This window comes from Nonomuraea sp. NPDC050227 (assembly GCF_044459705.1).
In the GTDB taxonomy this organism is placed as follows: Bacteria; Actinomycetota; Actinomycetes; order Streptosporangiales; family Streptosporangiaceae; genus Nonomuraea.
In genome coordinates this window covers 233,594-248,668 of the sequence record NZ_JBITJF010000016.1, presented here as the reverse complement: position 1 = coordinate 248,668, position 15,075 = coordinate 233,594, and the positions used below count along the sequence as shown (strand labels likewise).

At 72.2% G+C, this 15,075-nt stretch carries 16 protein-coding genes; 8 read left to right on the top strand and 8 right to left on the bottom strand.

Annotation, left to right across the window (positions count from 1 at the left end):
- Positions 1-2 precede the first annotated feature (2 nt).
- Entirely contained in the window at positions 3-401 is a 399-nt protein-coding gene (locus tag ACIBK9_RS45765) for a DUF5713 family protein (protein ID WP_397165282.1), read from the top strand.
- Between the two features lie 4 nt (positions 402-405).
- On the opposite strand, the gene ACIBK9_RS45760 is transcribed toward ACIBK9_RS45765, so the two are convergent.
- On the bottom strand, positions 406-1,233 hold the full coding sequence (locus ACIBK9_RS45760) for a DUF6597 domain-containing transcriptional factor (RefSeq protein WP_397165281.1): 828 nt from the start codon (positions 1,231-1,233) through the stop codon (positions 406-408).
- Between ACIBK9_RS45760 and ACIBK9_RS45755 the strand changes: the two genes are divergently transcribed.
- Positions 1,232-1,777 (top strand): TIGR03086 family metal-binding protein, encoded by a 546-nt coding sequence (locus tag ACIBK9_RS45755; protein WP_397165279.1) that lies wholly within the window; start codon positions 1,232-1,234, stop codon positions 1,775-1,777. The genes ACIBK9_RS45760 and ACIBK9_RS45755 overlap by 2 nt on opposite strands.
- A gap of 28 nt (positions 1,778-1,805) precedes the next feature.
- Here ACIBK9_RS45755 and ACIBK9_RS45750 read toward each other — a convergent pair whose 3' ends face one another.
- Positions 1,806-2,312, bottom strand: a complete 507-nt coding sequence (locus ACIBK9_RS45750; RefSeq protein ID WP_397165277.1) for a hypothetical protein — start codon at positions 2,310-2,312, stop codon at positions 1,806-1,808.
- Positions 2,313-2,450: 138 nt separating this feature from the next.
- Positions 2,451-3,845, bottom strand: a complete 1,395-nt coding sequence (locus ACIBK9_RS45745) for an NAD(P)H-quinone dehydrogenase (protein ID WP_352325471.1) — start codon at positions 3,843-3,845, stop codon at positions 2,451-2,453.
- A gap of 253 nt (positions 3,846-4,098) precedes the next feature.
- Here ACIBK9_RS45745 and ACIBK9_RS45740 point away from each other — a divergent pair, with 253 nt between their 5' ends.
- Positions 4,099-4,518 (top strand): gamma-glutamylcyclotransferase, encoded by a 420-nt coding sequence (locus ACIBK9_RS45740; RefSeq protein WP_352325470.1) that lies wholly within the window; start codon positions 4,099-4,101, stop codon positions 4,516-4,518.
- On the opposite strand, the gene ACIBK9_RS45735 is transcribed toward ACIBK9_RS45740, so the two are convergent.
- Positions 4,515-5,819 (bottom strand): MFS transporter, encoded by a 1,305-nt coding sequence (locus tag ACIBK9_RS45735; protein ID WP_397165275.1) that lies wholly within the window; start codon positions 5,817-5,819, stop codon positions 4,515-4,517. The two genes, ACIBK9_RS45740 and ACIBK9_RS45735, sit on opposite strands and share 4 nt — an antisense overlap.
- 114 nt (positions 5,820-5,933) lie before the next feature.
- Here ACIBK9_RS45735 and ACIBK9_RS45730 point away from each other — a divergent pair, with 114 nt between their 5' ends.
- The 4 genes from ACIBK9_RS45730 to ACIBK9_RS45715 are packed head-to-tail and all read left to right on the top strand — an operon-like array spanning position 5,934 to position 10,704.
- The gene (locus ACIBK9_RS45730; protein ID WP_352361981.1) at positions 5,934-6,914 is read left to right on the top strand and encodes an Lrp/AsnC family transcriptional regulator; all 981 of its coding nucleotides are present in this window, start codon (positions 5,934-5,936) and stop codon (positions 6,912-6,914) included.
- Positions 6,911-8,215 carry a M20/M25/M40 family metallo-hydrolase gene (locus ACIBK9_RS45725; RefSeq protein WP_358282414.1) on the top strand — a complete coding sequence of 435 codons (1,305 nt, stop codon included), beginning with the start codon at positions 6,911-6,913 and terminating at the stop codon, positions 8,213-8,215. The genes ACIBK9_RS45730 and ACIBK9_RS45725 overlap by 4 nt, the downstream gene beginning before the upstream one ends.
- A 3-nt stretch (positions 8,216-8,218) precedes the next feature.
- Positions 8,219-9,022: a purine-nucleoside phosphorylase gene (locus ACIBK9_RS45720; RefSeq protein ID WP_352361985.1), complete on the top strand. Its 804-nt coding sequence runs from the start codon at positions 8,219-8,221 to the stop codon at positions 9,020-9,022.
- Positions 9,023-9,069: 47 nt separating this feature from the next.
- A complete protein-coding gene (locus ACIBK9_RS45715; RefSeq protein ID WP_397165384.1) occupies positions 9,070-10,704 on the top strand; it encodes a phospho-sugar mutase in 1,635 nt (544 codons plus the stop codon).
- Between the two features lie 34 nt (positions 10,705-10,738).
- On the opposite strand, the gene ACIBK9_RS45710 is transcribed toward ACIBK9_RS45715, so the two are convergent.
- On the bottom strand, positions 10,739-11,107 hold the full coding sequence (locus ACIBK9_RS45710) for a YciI family protein (protein WP_364338275.1): 369 nt from the start codon (positions 11,105-11,107) through the stop codon (positions 10,739-10,741).
- A 157-nt stretch (positions 11,108-11,264) separates the two neighbouring features.
- Here ACIBK9_RS45710 and ACIBK9_RS45705 point away from each other — a divergent pair, with 157 nt between their 5' ends.
- Positions 11,265-12,770, top strand: a complete 1,506-nt coding sequence (locus tag ACIBK9_RS45705; protein WP_397165272.1) for an MFS transporter — start codon at positions 11,265-11,267, stop codon at positions 12,768-12,770.
- Positions 12,771-12,778: 8 nt separating this feature from the next.
- Here ACIBK9_RS45705 and ACIBK9_RS45700 read toward each other — a convergent pair whose 3' ends face one another.
- From ACIBK9_RS45700 to ACIBK9_RS45690, 3 genes are read right to left on the bottom strand one after another with little or no spacing between them, the layout of a single operon-like run.
- Entirely contained in the window at positions 12,779-13,264 is a 486-nt protein-coding gene (locus tag ACIBK9_RS45700; protein ID WP_397165270.1) for a GyrI-like domain-containing protein, read from the bottom strand.
- Positions 13,265-13,278: 14 nt separating this feature from the next.
- Positions 13,279-14,250 carry an RNA polymerase subunit sigma-70 gene (locus tag ACIBK9_RS45695; RefSeq protein ID WP_397165268.1) on the bottom strand — a complete coding sequence of 324 codons (972 nt, stop codon included), beginning with the start codon at positions 14,248-14,250 and terminating at the stop codon, positions 13,279-13,281.
- Positions 14,211-15,029, bottom strand: coding sequence for a MerR family transcriptional regulator (locus tag ACIBK9_RS45690; protein ID WP_397165266.1), 819 nt, complete (start codon positions 15,027-15,029; stop codon positions 14,211-14,213). The genes ACIBK9_RS45695 and ACIBK9_RS45690 overlap by 40 nt, the downstream gene beginning before the upstream one ends.
- Positions 15,030-15,075 lie beyond the last annotated feature (46 nt).

Here is a 15,075-nt window from a genome sequence, read left to right as displayed (position 1 = left end):
CGGTGGCGGCGGGCAGGATCGAGCCGTCCGACCGCGTCCGCACGGAAATGGAGATCGGGTTGTCCCCCACGCATCCGCAGGTGATCGGCCACGCCTTCCTCAAGGCCCTCTACGCCGACGGCTACTACCCCGACCACGTCGTCGACAAGGGCAGGGCCGTCCTGCTGCGACTGTGCGAGCGCGTCGAGACCGAGCGGCCCGGCGACCTGGCCTCCCTCTACGCGCTCACGCATGCCGCCACGGAGGAGTTCAACGCGCTCGACGAGGAGTTCCACGAGGCCGGCAGCGAGATCGAGACCGTCGCGCGGGAGGCGATCGCCGAGGAGTTCTGGTTCGTGGCCACCACCTACGGCTTCCCGGAGGCCGACGTCGAGGAGCTGATCGCCACCCGCGAGTGGTGACGCGTCAGGCGCGGGCGTTGAGCCGGGCGTAGGCGGCGGGCGGCATGCCGACGGCGGCGGTGAAATCGCGGGTCAGGTGGGCCTGGTCGGTGTAGCCCAGCTCGGCGGCGAGCGTGGCCAGGTCCAGGCCCTGCCGCACGCGTTCGGCGGCCTCGTGCAGCCGGAAGCGGCGGATCACCCATTTGGGGCCGATGCCGACATAGTCCCGGAAGAGCCGTTGCAGCGAGCGCACCGACCGGCCCGCCCGCGCGGCCAGCTCGTCGACCCTGGTCACGGTCACGTCGTCCTCGGCCAGCCCCACCAGGGCCGCGGCCTCCTTGGCCGGCGGGTCCGGCGCCGGCCCGAGCGCCCGCAGGAACGCCTCCACCAGCGCGATGGCGGTGCCCGGGTCCGGCTCGGCCAGCACGCCTTCGACCAGCGCCGGGCCGGTGGCCGGGAACATCTCGCCGATCTCTGCGAAGCGGCCGGTGAGCTCGGACACCGGGCCGCCGAGGAACGTCCGGAAGCCGCCGGGGCGGAAGCGGGTGCCGAGCGCGCGGCCGGTGCCCCGCATCGTGTACGAGAACCCGCCGTCGATCACCCCCGCGATCCGGTGGAAGTCCTGGGCGATCGTCATGTTCACCGTCGGGTGCGACAGGATGCGCTGCTCGTACGGCTCGGCGAGGTCGGTCCAGGTGACGACCCAGAAGTGGGCGACGTACGCCGCCAGCTCCGGCGACGGCGCCTGGCGCGCGAAGTCGAAGGCGGCCAGCCCCGCGTAGGGGTTGACCCAGCCGCGCTGTCGCGTTTCTACAAGCCGCGCCCGAGGCAGGCGGGACATCATGTCTGCCATGGAAGACATGATGCCGCTGATGACCCGGGTCACCCACCGGACCGCCGGCCTGGTGGCCGCCGTGCGGCCCGACCAGTTCGGGTCCCCGACGCCGTGCGCGGAGTTCGACGTCAAGGCGCTGGTCAACCACCTGGAGTGGGTGGCGGAGATGTTCGCGTCGCTCGCGCACGGCGGGGAGCGCACCGAGCAGGGCCCGTACGCGGGCGACTTCCCCGAGCGGGCCGAGCGCATGCTGGCCGCCTGGTCGCGGCCGCAGGCGTGGGAGGGCACGTGCGCCGCGCTGGGCGGCCTGCCGATGACCATGGTGGCCCACCTGTGGCTGGTGGACATGGTCGTGCACGGCTGGGACCTGGCCAGGGCCACCGACCAGGCGTACGAGCCGGACGCCGAGGCCGTCGCCCGCGCACTGGGGTTCACGGAGCAGTCGGTGGAGATGGGCCGGCAGAGGGGGGCGTTCGGACCGCCGGTGGCGGTGCCGGACGACGCCCCCCCGTTCGACCGGCTGCTCGGCCTGATCGGCCGCGACCCGGCCTGGAAGCCCTGACCGGCCCACCCGCGAAGGGGACGACGGGTCAGCGGGCGGCGGGCACGGGCGCCACGCCCTCCCGGACGGCCACGGCCCGCCGCCAGGCGGCGAAGAGCGCCGCGGCGATGTACAGCACCTGCTCCGGGACGCGCTCCCACAGCGGCGTGGCCTCCCCGCCCGCGAACGGCACGTCGGAGACCGCCGCGTAGACGTTCGCCGGGAGCAGGCCGACGAACAGCAGGGCCAGGCAGATCCCGGCCGCCCGGCGGGTGGCGGGCAGCACCAGCCCGATCGCCCCGGCCAGCTCCAGCACGCCGGTCAGGTAGACCACGGCGGCGGGGAACGGCACGAAGGGCGGCACCATGCGCACCAGGTCGCCGTGGTTCGGCATGAAGGTCACCCCTTCAGGGACGAAGTGCGCGCTTCCCGTCATGACCACCATGACGGCCAGCCCGTGCGCCACCGACACCTGCCACGTGCCGAACCGCCGTACGCCGAGCGCGCCCAGCAGCCGGAAGCCCAACGTGGCCACCAAAAGAACGATCACCGTCACCGGAACACCTCATTGGATAGTACTGTTATCCGATATTGGATAACAGTACTATCCAATAGGCGCGGAAGCAAGCGCGGACAGCAAGAAGCCGTGCGGGTCAGGACGACCCGCACGGCTTCGCGCGTTGAGGAGGGACGGCTAGATGCCGATGGCGGCCTCGGGCTGCATGAGGCGGCGGGCCGCCTCGGTGATCGAGCCCGACAGCGACGGGTAGACCGCGAACGAGTGGGCGACCTGGTCGACCGTCAGCCGCTGCTGCACGGCCAGCGACACCGCCAGGATCAGCTCCGAGGCGCGCGGTGCCACGACCACGCCGCCGAGCACGATGCCGGTGTGGGGGCGGCAGAACAGCTTGACGAAGCCGTCGTTGAAGCCCTGCATCTTGGCCCGCGCGTTGGTGGCCAGCGGCAGCTTGACCACGTTCGCGTCGATCTCGCCCGCCTCGATCGAGCGCTGCGCCACGCCGACGGCCGCGATCTCGGGGTCGGTGAAGATGTTGGAGGCCACCGTGGCCAGCCGCAGCGGCTGGACGGCCTCGCCCAGCGCGTGCCACACGGCGATGCGGCCCTGCATGGCGGCGACCGAGGCCAGCATGAGCACGCCGGTGCAGTCGCCGGCCGCGTAGACGCCGGGCGCGGACGTGCGCGAGACCTTGTCGACCTTGACGAAGCCGTTGCGGTCGAGCTGCACGCCGGCCTCCTCCAGGCCGATGCCGCCGGTGTTGGGGACCATGCCGACCGTCATCAGCGCGTGGGAGCCCTCGGCCGTGCGGCCGTCCTCCAGGGTCACCACCACGCCGTCGGCCGTGCGCTTGACGGAGGAGGCGCGCGAGCGGCCCATGACGTTCATGCCGCGCCGCCGGTAGACCTCCTCCAGGACCTCGGCGCCGTCGGCGTCCTCGTTGGGCATCATCCGGTCGCGGCTGGAGACCAGCGTGACCTCCGCGCCGAGCGAGCGGTAGGCGCCGGCGAACTCCGCGCCGGTCACGCCGGAGCCGACCACGATCAGGTGCTCGGGCAGCTCCTCCAGGTCGTAGAGCTGCCGCCAGGTGAGGATGCGCTCGCCGTCGGGCTCGGCCCCCGGCAGCACGCGCGGCGTCGCGCCGGTGGCCACGAGCACCACGTCGGCCCTGATCGTACGGTCGCCCGCGCGCACGACCTGCGGATCGACCAGCCGCCCCCGCGCCTTGATGATCTCGACGCCCTCGGCCTCGACCCGGGTCGCGATGTCGGCCGACTGGGCCTGGGCCAGCTCCTTGACCCGCTTGTTGACCAGCGGCAGGTCGACGCCGACCACGCCGGCGTCGCCGTCGGGGCCGCCCGAGAACGACACGCCGAGCGAGGGCGCGTCGAGCAGGGCCTGCTTGCGGACGGAGGTGGCGATCAGCGTCTTGGACGGCACGCAGTCGGTGAGCACGCAGGCCCCGCCCGGCCCGTCCTGCTCGACCATCGTGACCTGTGCGCCTAGTTGGGCGGCCACCAGCGCCGCTTCGTAGCCGCCCGGCCCGCCACCAATGATCACGATCCTCGTCACGTGTCCCATTCTCCCGCACGTGCCCCCGGAAGCCGCAACCGGCCCATGACGGGATCACGCTCCGGCGGACATGGGGGACACATGGGCCTTCCGTGCCCGGCTTGATGGACCGACACGCCGGGTCAGCGTGGCAGTATGGCGCGGTAGCTGGATGACGAGCGGCACCCGGCGAGAGGGGTGGATCGTGGCGTGGCTTTCGGATCAATCAGGGAAGCCGAATGATCTACGGCTTTACGGCTCCTACGGGATGAACATGGACCCCGAGCAGATGGCCATGCGCGCCCCGCACTCCCCGATCTGGGGGGTGGGCTGGCTGACGGGGTGGCGGCTGACTTTCGGGCGTACCGACAGCAAGTGGGAGAGCTCGCTCGCCACCATCGTGGAGGACCCCGACGAGCACGTCTTCGTCGTGCTCTACGACGTGCCCGAGTGGGAGGAGACCTCGCTCGACCAGTGGGAGGGCGCGGTCCGCGGGGCCTACCACAAGGTGCGGCTGCGGGTGCAGACCCTCGACGGCGAGGTCGTCGCCTGGTTCTACGTGCTCGACGGCTACGAGGGCGGCCTGCCCTCGGCCCGCTACCTGTGCAACCTGGCCGACGCGGCCGAGCGCGCGGGCGCCCCCGACGACTACGTCAAGGAGCTTCGGGAGCGCCCCTGCACCTCGGCGCCCTAGCGGAGCGGCTCGTCCTTGGTCTCGCGCAGCACGAAGACGTACACGAGCGTGGAGATCAGCGCCAGGGCGGACATGTACCACGGGAACATCCCGGGGTTGCCGGCCTTCTGCAGCGCGGTGCCGATCAGCGGCGCGGTGCCGCCGAAGATCGCCACGGTCAGCGAGTACGGGAACCCGGCCCCCGCCGCCCGCACCCGGGTCGGGAACAGCTCCGAGTTCACCGCGGCCGAGACCGAGGTGAAGCAGCCCAGGAACACCATGCCGATCATCTGCACGACGAGCAGGCTGGCGAAGGAGTCGGTGAGCAGGCCGAGCAGCGGCACCGGCAGGATCAGGAAGCCGAGCCCGAACGCGATCAGCATCGGCTTGCGCCCGATCTTGTCCGACAGCAGGCCGAGCAGCGGCTGCAGCAGCATGAAGAACACCAGCGAGATCGTGCCGACCTGGAGCGACTCGGCCTTGTCGAACGAGACCGTGATCTGCGCGTAGGTGGGCAGGAAGCTGGTCCAGGTGTAGTACGCGACGGTGCCGGCGATCGTGATGCCGACGATGGTGAGCGCGGACTTCGGATGGAGCTTGAGGAACTCGAACATGCCCGGCCGCTTGACCTCGCCCCGCTGGATCTCCTCCGCGACGGCCGAGGTCTCGTCGGCGCCCTTGCGGATCCACAGGCCCACCAGGCTGAGCAGCGCGCCCACCAGGAACGGGATGCGCCAGCCGTAGGAGCTCATGTCCTCCTTGACCAGCGTCGAGGTGAGCACCGCGGCCAGGCCGGAGGCGATGAGCTGGCCGATGGTGGTGCTGACGTACTGGAAGGAGGAGAACAGGCCGCGGCGGCGCGGCGGGGCCGACTCGACGAGGAACGTGGTGGCGGCGGCGAACTCACCGCCCACGGACAGGCCCTGGATCAGCCGGGCCAGCGTCAGGATGACCGGCGACAGCAGGCCCACGGCCTCGTAGGTGGGGGTCAGGCCGAGCAGCAGCGAGCCGCCGCCCATCAGGATGATGGTGAAGGTCATCGCGGACTTGCGGCCGTACCGGTCGGCGAACGCGCCCACCAGCAGGCCGCCCAGGGGCCGCATGAAGAAGCCCACCGCGAACACCGCGAACGAGCTCAGCAGCGGCACCAGGCTGTTGCCGGAGCTGTCGGGGAAGATCTGCGCCGAGAAGACCGTGGCCAGGAAGGTGTAGGCGTACCAGTCGTACCACTCGACCACGTTGCCGATGCTGGCCGCCATGAGCTGACGGACCCTGCTCTTCGGTATGCCGAGCGGCGATTGCACGACGGGGGAGGTCGACACGGCATGTGCTCCTTTTGCTGACACGTGGAGTGATGGCTTACTGTGCATTCGGAAGACCGAAACAGTCAAATGTCTGGGCAATTATTTACAAACCCGACACGGAAGCGGTTGCAGGTGGACGTTCTCGACCGGCGGCTCGTGGCCGCGCTGCAGGTGAGCCCGCGGGCCTCGTGGGGCGAGATCGGCAGGGCGGTCGGCGAGCACGAACGCACGGTCGCCCGCCGGCTCCAGCGGCTCATCGCCGACGGCGTCGTCCGCGTCACCGCGATCTACGACGACCTGCGCACCGGCCACGGCCGCCCCGCGCACCTGCACGTCCAGGTGCGGCCCGGCACGGCGGCCCAGGTGGCCAGATCGCTCACCGACCGGCGCGACACGCGGTCGGTCTACGCGCTGACGGGGGCCGCCGACCTGGCCTGCGAGCTGGTGCCGCCGTCCCGGCAGGATCTGCACACCATCCTGGCCCACGACATCAGCGAGATCGACGGCGTGCTCCAGACGCAGACCCAGGTCGTGCTGCACACGTTCACCACCGTGGCCGAGTGGCACGCGCCCTTCCTCACCGAGCGGGAGGTGGCCGAACTGCGCCCCGCGCCGCCGCCCCCCGACCTGCCCGACGAGGACGGCCTGTCGCCGCTGGAGAAGGAGATCGCCGAGCTGCTGGCGGCCGACGGCCGGGCCGCCTTCACCACGATCGCCGAACGGCTCGACCTGTCCGTGCCGACCGCGCGCCGGCGGGTCGGCTCGCTCATCGACCGCCGGTTACTGCTGCCGCGCGCCGAGGTCGAGCCCGCGCTGCTCGGGCTGGAGGTCGAGGCCATGCTCTGGCTGAAGGTGCGGCCGTACGGGCTGGGCGAGACCGGCCGGCGCCTGGCCGAGCACCCCAACGTGCGTTACTGCGCCGCCACCTCGGGCACCCACTCCCTCATCGTGCAGGTGGCGGTGGCCCACGAGGCGGACCTCTATCGTTTCATGACCGACGTGCTCGGCCGGCTCGACGAGATCACCGACAGCGATCTGACCCTCATCACCCGCGCGTACAAGCGCGGTCACCTCCACAAGTCCGGACTGCTCACCCTGGAGAAGACGCCATGACACCTGCCGAGAACGAAGTCGCCGACCTGTGCGTGGAGCTGATCCGCGTCGACAGCAGCAACTACGGGGACGGCAGCGGCCCCGGCGAGCGGGCCGCGGCCGAGGTCGTCATGGCCAGGCTGGACGAGGTCGGCATCGAGGCGACGTACGTCGAGAGCGAGCCGGGCCGCGGCAACGTGGTCACCCGCGTCGAGGGCACCGACCCGTCGCTGCCCGCGCTGCTCGTCCACGGCCACCTCGACGTGGTGCCCGCCAACGCCGCCGACTGGTCGGTCGACCCGTTCGCCGGCGAGGTCAAGGACGGCTACATCTGGGGCCGCGGCGCCGTGGACATGAAGGACATGGACGCGATGATGCTGGCCGTGCTGCGCCAGATGAAGCGCGAGGGACGCCGTCCGCGCCGCGACATCGTCTTCGCCTGGGTCGCCGACGAGGAGGCCGGCGGCGTGTACGGCGCCAAGTACCTCACGGCCAACAACCGCGAGCTGTTCGAGGGCGTGACCGAGTCCATCAGCGAGGTCGGCGGCTACTCGCTGGAGGTCGACCCGTCGCTGCGGCTGTACCTGATCGAGACCGCCCAGAAGGGCCTGGCCTGGATGAAGCTGGTCGCCGACGGCACCGCCGGGCACGGCTCGATGCTCAACTCCGACAACGCGGTCACCGAGGTCGCCAAGGCCGTGGCCCGGCTCGGCGGGCACGAGTGGCCGCTCACCTACACGCCGACCGTGCGCCAGTTCCTCACCGAGGTCGCCGACGCCTTCGGCCTGCCGTTCGACGAGGACGACCCGGCCCCGCTGCTGGACAAGCTCGGCCCGCTGGTGCGGTTCGTCGGCGCGACGCTGCGCCACACCACCAACCCGACCCAGCTCGACGCCGGCTACAAGTCGAACGTCATCCCCGGCCAGGCCACGGCCGTCGTGGACGGGCGTTTCCTGCCCGGCTTCGAGGAGGAGTTCTTCAAGACCGTCGACTCGCTGATCGGGCCGAACGTGCGCCGCGAGTTCGTGCACCACGACATCGCGCTGGAGACGACGTTCGACGGCGCGCTGGTCGAGTCGATGATCGCGGCGTTGAAGGCCGAGGACCCGACCGCGCGGGCGGTGCCGTACTGCATGTCGGGCGGCACCGACAACAAGACCTTCTTCGCCGACCTGGGCGTGCGCGGCTTCGGGTTCGTGCCGCTGCGGCTGCCCGGCGACATGGACTTCGCCTCGATGTTCCACGGCGTGGACGAGCGGGTGCCGGTGGACGCGCTGCAGTTCGGGGTGCGGGTTCTGGACAGGCTGCTCCTAAACTACTGAGATGTGAGCAACGACGCATACACCCTGGCCGCAGAGGCCGCCGCCGCCCTGACCGGCGCGGCCGGCCTCGACACCTTCGACGTGGCCCTCGTCATGGGGTCGGGGTGGGTCCCCGCCGCCGACGCGATCGGGCAGACCGTGGCCGAGATCCCGTTCACCGATCTGCCCGGCTTCCGCGCCCCCGCCGTGGCCGGGCACGGCGGCAAGATCCGCGTCGTGCGCACGCCGTCCGGGCGGCACGCGCTGGTCTTCCTCGGCCGCACGCACCTGTACGAGGGCCTCGGCGTCGACGCGGTCGTCCACGGCGTGCGCACGGCGGCCGCGGCGGGGGTGCGCACGGTCGTGCTGACCAACGCGGCGGGCGGCCTGCGGCCGGAGACCCAGAACGTCGGCGACCCGGTGCTGATCAGCGACCACATCAACCTGACCGGCGCCAACCCGATCACCGGCACCACCTTCATCGACCTCACCGAGGTCTACTCGCGCCGCCTGCGCGCCCTGGTCCGCGAGATCGACCCGACCCTGGCCGACGGCGTCTACGTGGCCTTCCGCGGCCCGACGTACGAGACGCCGGCGGAGATCCGGATGTTGCGCACGCTCGGCGGCGACCTGGTGGGCATGTCCACCGTGCTGGAGGCCATCGCCGCCCGCGAGGCGAACCTGGAGGTGCTCGGCGTCTCCCTGGTCACCAACCCGGGGGCGGGCCTGTCCGGCGAGCCGCTCAACCACGAGGAGGTCCTGGAGGTGGGCCGCGCCACGGCCGCCCGCATGGGCGTGCTGCTGGCCAAGGTGGTGGACCGCCTGTGACCGCCGGCATCCCGCCGGAGGCCGACGGGGACGTCCCGCTCCCGCCCGTGGACGCCGACCTGCTGCGCCGCGCCCGCCAGTGGCTGGCCCAGGATCCCGACCCCGACACCCGGGCCGAGCTGTCCGACCTCCTGGAGGACGACGACCTGCCCGCCCTTCGCGAGCGGTTCCAGGCCAAGCTGGAGTTCGGCACCGCCGGCCTGCGCGGCGAGCTGGGCGCGGGCCCCAACCGGATGAACCGGGTCACCGTCATGCGCGCCGCCGCCGGCCTGGCCGGCGTGCTCGGCGCCGGCAAGCACGTCGTGGTCGGCTACGACGCCCGGCACAAGTCCGACGTGTTCGCCAGGGACACCGCCGCCGTCCTGACCGGCGCGGGGCTGCACGTCTCGTTGCTGCCGCGCCCGCTGCCCACGCCGGTGCTGGCCTTCGCCGTCCGCCATCTCGGGGCCGACGCGGGCGTGACGGTCACCGCCAGCCACAACCCGCCCAGGGACAACGGCTACAAGGTCTACTGGGGTGACGGCTCGCAGATCGTGCCGCCGGTCGACCAGGAGATCTCGGCCGCCATCGACGCGGTGGGCCGGGTCGACCAGCTCCCCCTCGACGGTCCGGGCACCCTCACCGAGCTGGGCGAGGACATCGTCGACGACTACATCGACGCGGTGACCGCCCTGCCGCTGGGCCAGGCGCGCGAGCTGCGGGTGGCGTACACGCCGCTGCACGGGGTGGGCTCGGGGACGCTGACGGGGGCCTTCCTCGCGGCGGGCTTCGAGACGCCGATGGCCGTGGAGGAGCAGCGCAACCCCGATCCCGACTTCCCGACGGTGGCCTTCCCCAACCCGGAGGAGCCGGGCGCGATGGACCTGGCGGTCGCGCTGGCCGCCAAGCTCGGCTCCGACCTGGTGCTGGCCAACGACCCCGACGCCGACCGGTGCGCGGTCGGCGTGCCGCTGCCCGACGGCACGTGCCGCATGCTGACCGGCGACGAGGTCGGCGGCCTGCTGGCCGAGCACGTGATCACGCACACCACCGGCGACCGGCTGGTGGCCACCACGATCGTCTCCTCGACCCTGCTGAGCAAGATCGCGCAGGCCCACGGCGTGCGCTACGGCGAGACGCTGACCGGGTTCAAGTGGATCGTCAAGGCGGGCGAGGGCCTGGTCTTCGGCTATGAGGAGGCCATCGGCTACTGCGTCGGCTCCGACGCCGGCCTGCCGGTCCACGACAAGGACGGCATCGGCGCGGCCCTGACCGTGGCCGCCGTCGCCGCCGCCGCCAAGCGCGCCGGCCGCACGCTGCTCGACCTGCTCGACGACCAGGCCGTCCGGTACGGCCTGCACGCGACGTCCCAGCTCAGCTTCCGGGTCGCCGACCTGTCGCTGATCTCCGGCGCGATGGACCGCCTGCGCGCCGCCCCGCCCGCCACGCTGGGCGACCACACGGTCGAGGCCGTGGACGACCTGAGCCGCGGCGACGGCGGCCTGCCCCCGACCGAGGGCCTGCGCTTCCACCTGTCGGACGGCGGGCGCGTCGTGGTCCGCCCGTCGGGCACCGAGCCCAAGCTGAAGTGCTACCTGGAGGTCGTGGTGCCGGTTACCGGCGAGGTGGCGCAGGCGCGCGCGTCGGCCGCCCGCGACCTCGACGGCCTCAAGGCCGACCTGACCGCCTGCCTGGGCCTGTAGACCGGTGGGCCCGCGCCGCGGGCCCACCGCCCGGTCACATGTCGGCGCCCGCCGAGAACATGATCGGCCGGACCTCGATCGCCAGGCCCTCGATCTTGCTGTCGGGGATCATCCCGGCCAGCTCGATCGCCCGCTCGCGGCTCTCGCAGTCGACGATGTAGTAGCCGCCCATGTACTCCTTGGCCTCCAGGAAGGGGCCGTCGGTCACGGCCGGCAGGCCGTTGCGGGTGCGGACGACGGCGCTGGTGGACGGGTCGCCGAGCGCCTGCGTGCCGATCATCTCGCCGGACTCCTGGATCGTCTTCATGAACGCGCCGTGGCCGCTCATGATCAGTTCGCGCTGCTCCTCGCTCAGGGTGTCCATGACCTGCTGGTTCACCTGCATGATCAACAGAAACTTCATCGTCTCTCCTCGTGGTCGGGCGAGTTCCGTCGTGCTGGGGTCGGAGCCGGCGCGTCCCTCTCGACATGCCCCGCGAAACTTTTCCGGAAAGCACGTCGAGCGCGCGAGCCGGGCTCCGACCTCCTGGTGAAACGGACGACACCAGGAGGCTCCCGACATGCCGCATCTCACCGAGACCGCCGCCGAGCCCAGGGCCGGGCGGCGCGAATGGGCCGGGCTGGCGGTGCTCGCCCTGCCCACCCTGCTCGTCGCGGTCGACATCAACGCGCTGTTCCTGGCGCTGCCCCGGCTGAGCGTGGAGCTGGGGGCGAGCGCCGTCCAGCAGTTGTGGATCATCGACATCTACGGGTTCATGGTCGCCGGGCTGGTGATCACGATGGGCGGGCTCGGCGACCGCATCGGCCGCCGCCGGCTCCTGCTGACCGGCGCGGCGGCCTTCGGCGTCGCCTCCCTCGTGGCGGCGTACGCGGCCAGCCCCGCCATGCTGATCGCCGCCCGTACGGTGCTGGGCGTCGCCGGCGCCACGCTCATGCCCTCCACGCTCGCGCTCATCACGAACATGTTCCGCGACGCCCGGCAGCGCGGCACGGCCATCGCCGTCTGGGCCACCTGCCAGTTCGCCGGGGCCGCGCTCGGGCCGGTCGTCGGCGGGCTGCTGCTGGAGCACTTCTGGTGGGGGTCGGTGTTCCTGATGGCCGTCCCCGTGATCGCGGTGCTGCTGGTGGGCGGCGTGCTGCTGCTGCCGGAGTTCCGCGACCCGGACGGCGGGCGCATGGACCTGGCCAGCGTCGCGCTGTCGATGCTGGCGATCCTGCCGGTGGTCTGGGGCGTCAAGGAGCTGGCCGCCTCGTCGGCGTCGGCCGGGCCCGGCGCGCCGCTCGCCGCGATCGCGGCCGGTCTCGCGTTCGGGGCGGCGTTCGTACGGCGGCAGCTCACGCTCGACGCTCCCCTGCTCAACCTGCGCCTGTTCGCCCAGCGTCCGCTCACCCTGATCCTGACCGCGCTCGTGCTGGCGGGCATCGCCATGGCGGGCACCGGGCTCCTGGTCACCCAGTACCTGCAGTCGGTGCTGGGGTACACCCCGGCGCAGTCGGCGCTGTGGTTCGCGCCCATGGGGCTCGGCGTCGCGCTGGGCACCACGCTGACCCCGGCCCTGACCCGCCGCGTCGCCCCCCGCGCCGCCGTCATGGGCGGCCTGACGCTGTCGGCCGCCGGGGCGGCGCTGCTCACGCAGGCCGAGGCCGGGCTGCCGGTGGTGATCACCGCCATCACCGTGCTGGCGCTGGGCACCGGCCCGCTGTTCGCCCTGGGCACGGGGATCGTGGTCGGCTCGGTGCCGCCCGAGAAGGCCGGGTCGGCGGCCTCGCTGGCCGAGTCGGGCAACTTCCTGGGCGGGACGCTCGGCCTGGCCCTGCTCGGCACGGTCGCCGCGGCCGTCTACCACCACGCCCTGCCCGCGCACGTGCCCGACGCGGCCAGGGAGACCCTGGCGGGCGCGGCGGCCGTGGCCGGAACGCTCGCCCCGGCGCGGGCCGCCGAGCTGCTGGCGGCCAGTCACGCCGCGTTCTTCAGCGGGATCGTGGCGATCGGCCTGGCGGGCGCGGCCCTGTTCGTGCTGGCCGCGCTGCTGACCTCGCTGCTGCCCCGCGCGAACGCGGCGTGAGGGCCGGCTCAGGCCAGGCGGAACTGCAGGTCGATGTCCCAGTTGTTCAGGTCGGGCTCGATCCGCGGGTCCGTCTGGTAGAGCTCCAGCCGGCAGCCCCAGTGCTCGATGCCGTCCTTCTCGGTCAGGTCCCAGGTCAGGCCCTGCTCGGCGGCCCACGTCAGCACCGACTCGATGACGCCGGAGAGCTGGTCGGGGTGGCCGTGGTGGGACTCGGTGACGAAACGGCCCGCGGGCAGCGTGCCCGCGTGGAACTCGCCCTCGCCCTCCACAGGCTCGGTGACGGGCACGCCCGCCTCCACCACCAGCCGGTCCTGCGGCAGGTCGATGCTGTGGTACCGGAAGAACGGGGCTCCGGCCATCGTGTGCCCGCGCTCGGCGAGCCAGCCGATCATCTCCGCGATCCGGTCTCCGACGAGACCGAAGCTGGTCATCGTGACGGTCTTCCTGATCCCGAGGTAGGGACGCTCGGGAAGTTCGACGATCTGTGGCATGTGTCTGTCCTCCTTCACCTGTCGGTACGGAGCGGCTGTCCGAAACTCATCGGCAGGCCGAAGGCCGGCACGAGCCGGGGATCGAGAAAGGTGGTCACGCCGGTGACGACTCCGCCGCCGATCTCCAGGACTACCAGGGCGAACGCCTCCCCGTCCCGGTACTGGGCGAAGGCGGGCGCGCCGTTCGCCCGAGCCGGCAGCAGGCGGTCGTTCGCGCAGGGCGCTCCGGCGGCCGACAGGACCGCCCTGACCGCCTCCCGGCCGCGCAGCCACCACGCGAACGGCGGCATCGACATCGTCGCGTCCTCGTGCAGCAGCGAGACCAGCGCGGCCACGTCGTACCGCTCGAAGGCGGCGACGTAGCGGTCGAGCAGCCTGCCGTCCACCGCGGCGTCCACCGCGGCGTCCTCCGGAGTGACCGCGGGGAGCCGGGCGCGGGCCCGTTGCAACGCGCCGTTCACGGACGCGACGCTCGTCCCCAGCAGGTCCGCCACCTCGGCGGCCCGCCACTTCAGCACGTCGCGCAGGATGAGCACGGCCCGCTGGCGCGGCGGCAGCCGTTGCAGCGCGGCCACGAACGCCAGCCGCACGCTCTCCCTGGCCACCGCCAGCTCCGCCGGGTCGGCCGGCAACACGCGCCCGTCGGGCACCGGCCACACCCAGGCGTCCCCCGGCAGCGGATCGCCGAGCGGGTCACCGGGACGCGCCGCCGGCCCGAGGTCCATCGCCCGCGCCCGCCGCTGCGGCCCGCGCAGCATGTCCAGGCAGACGGACGTGGCGAGCCGGAACAACCACGGGCGCAACGGCCCCCGCCCGGGCTCGTACGTGCGCCACGCCCTGACGAACGCCTCCTGCACCGCGTCCTCGGCCTCGAAGCCCGAGCCGAGCATCCGGTAGCAGTAGCCGGTCAGCTCGACCCGGTGGTGTTCCAGCTCGCTCGCCTCCACTAGGCCGGGGCCACCTCGATCTGCAGCTCGTGCACCCATTCCGCGCGGTCCTGCGGGCAGTGCAGCGACACCTCTCTCGCCAGGGCGAGCGAGCGGTAGCCGTTCTCCTCGATCCAGTGGGCCAAGGCCTGGAAGGTCGGTCCGACGGCCTCCATCGGGCCGTGGTGGATGATCGTGGCCGCCGTGCCGATCGCGGGCAGGTCCCTGATCTCGAAGTCGTGGCGGGGATCGGGGTCCACGTTGACCGGCAGGCAGGCGTGGACCATGACCGAGCCGTCGTCCTCCTGGCGGTAGTAGGCCAGGCCGGGGCCGGCCACCCGGACGTCCGCCCGCTCCACGCGGGCGCAGATCTCCTCGAACAGCGGCCCGATCACCGGGCCGACGTCCTCGCCCTCGTAGCTGGCCGCCCTGGCGCTGAGCTGCGCGACCCGGACCGGGTCGATCTTCTTCAGCACGACTTCCGCGGTTCTCATGTGCCCCTCCGTCTCGATGCTGCGGAGTCTCGCCTCGACGCCGCGCAGCCTGGCCAGGTCGGCGTTGATCTGCGCCTCCAGCTGGGCGCGGCGCAGCCGTACCATGCCGTGCAGCTCCTCGGTGCTGACCTTCTCGTCCAGGATCGTCCGGACCTGTTCCAGCGTGAAGCCGAGGTCCTTGATGGCGACGATCCGGTTGAGTCTGGCCAGTTGCGCGGCCTGGTAGGACCGGTAACCGGTGAGCGGGTCCACGTGCGCGGGGCGCAGCAGGCCGATGGCGTCGTAGTGGCGGAGCATGCGTACGGACACGAGCCCCAGCCGAGCGAAATCTCCGATGCTGAACATGTCGGGTCCAGAAGTAGGGGCTCACACGGTGCCAGAGTCAACCTAT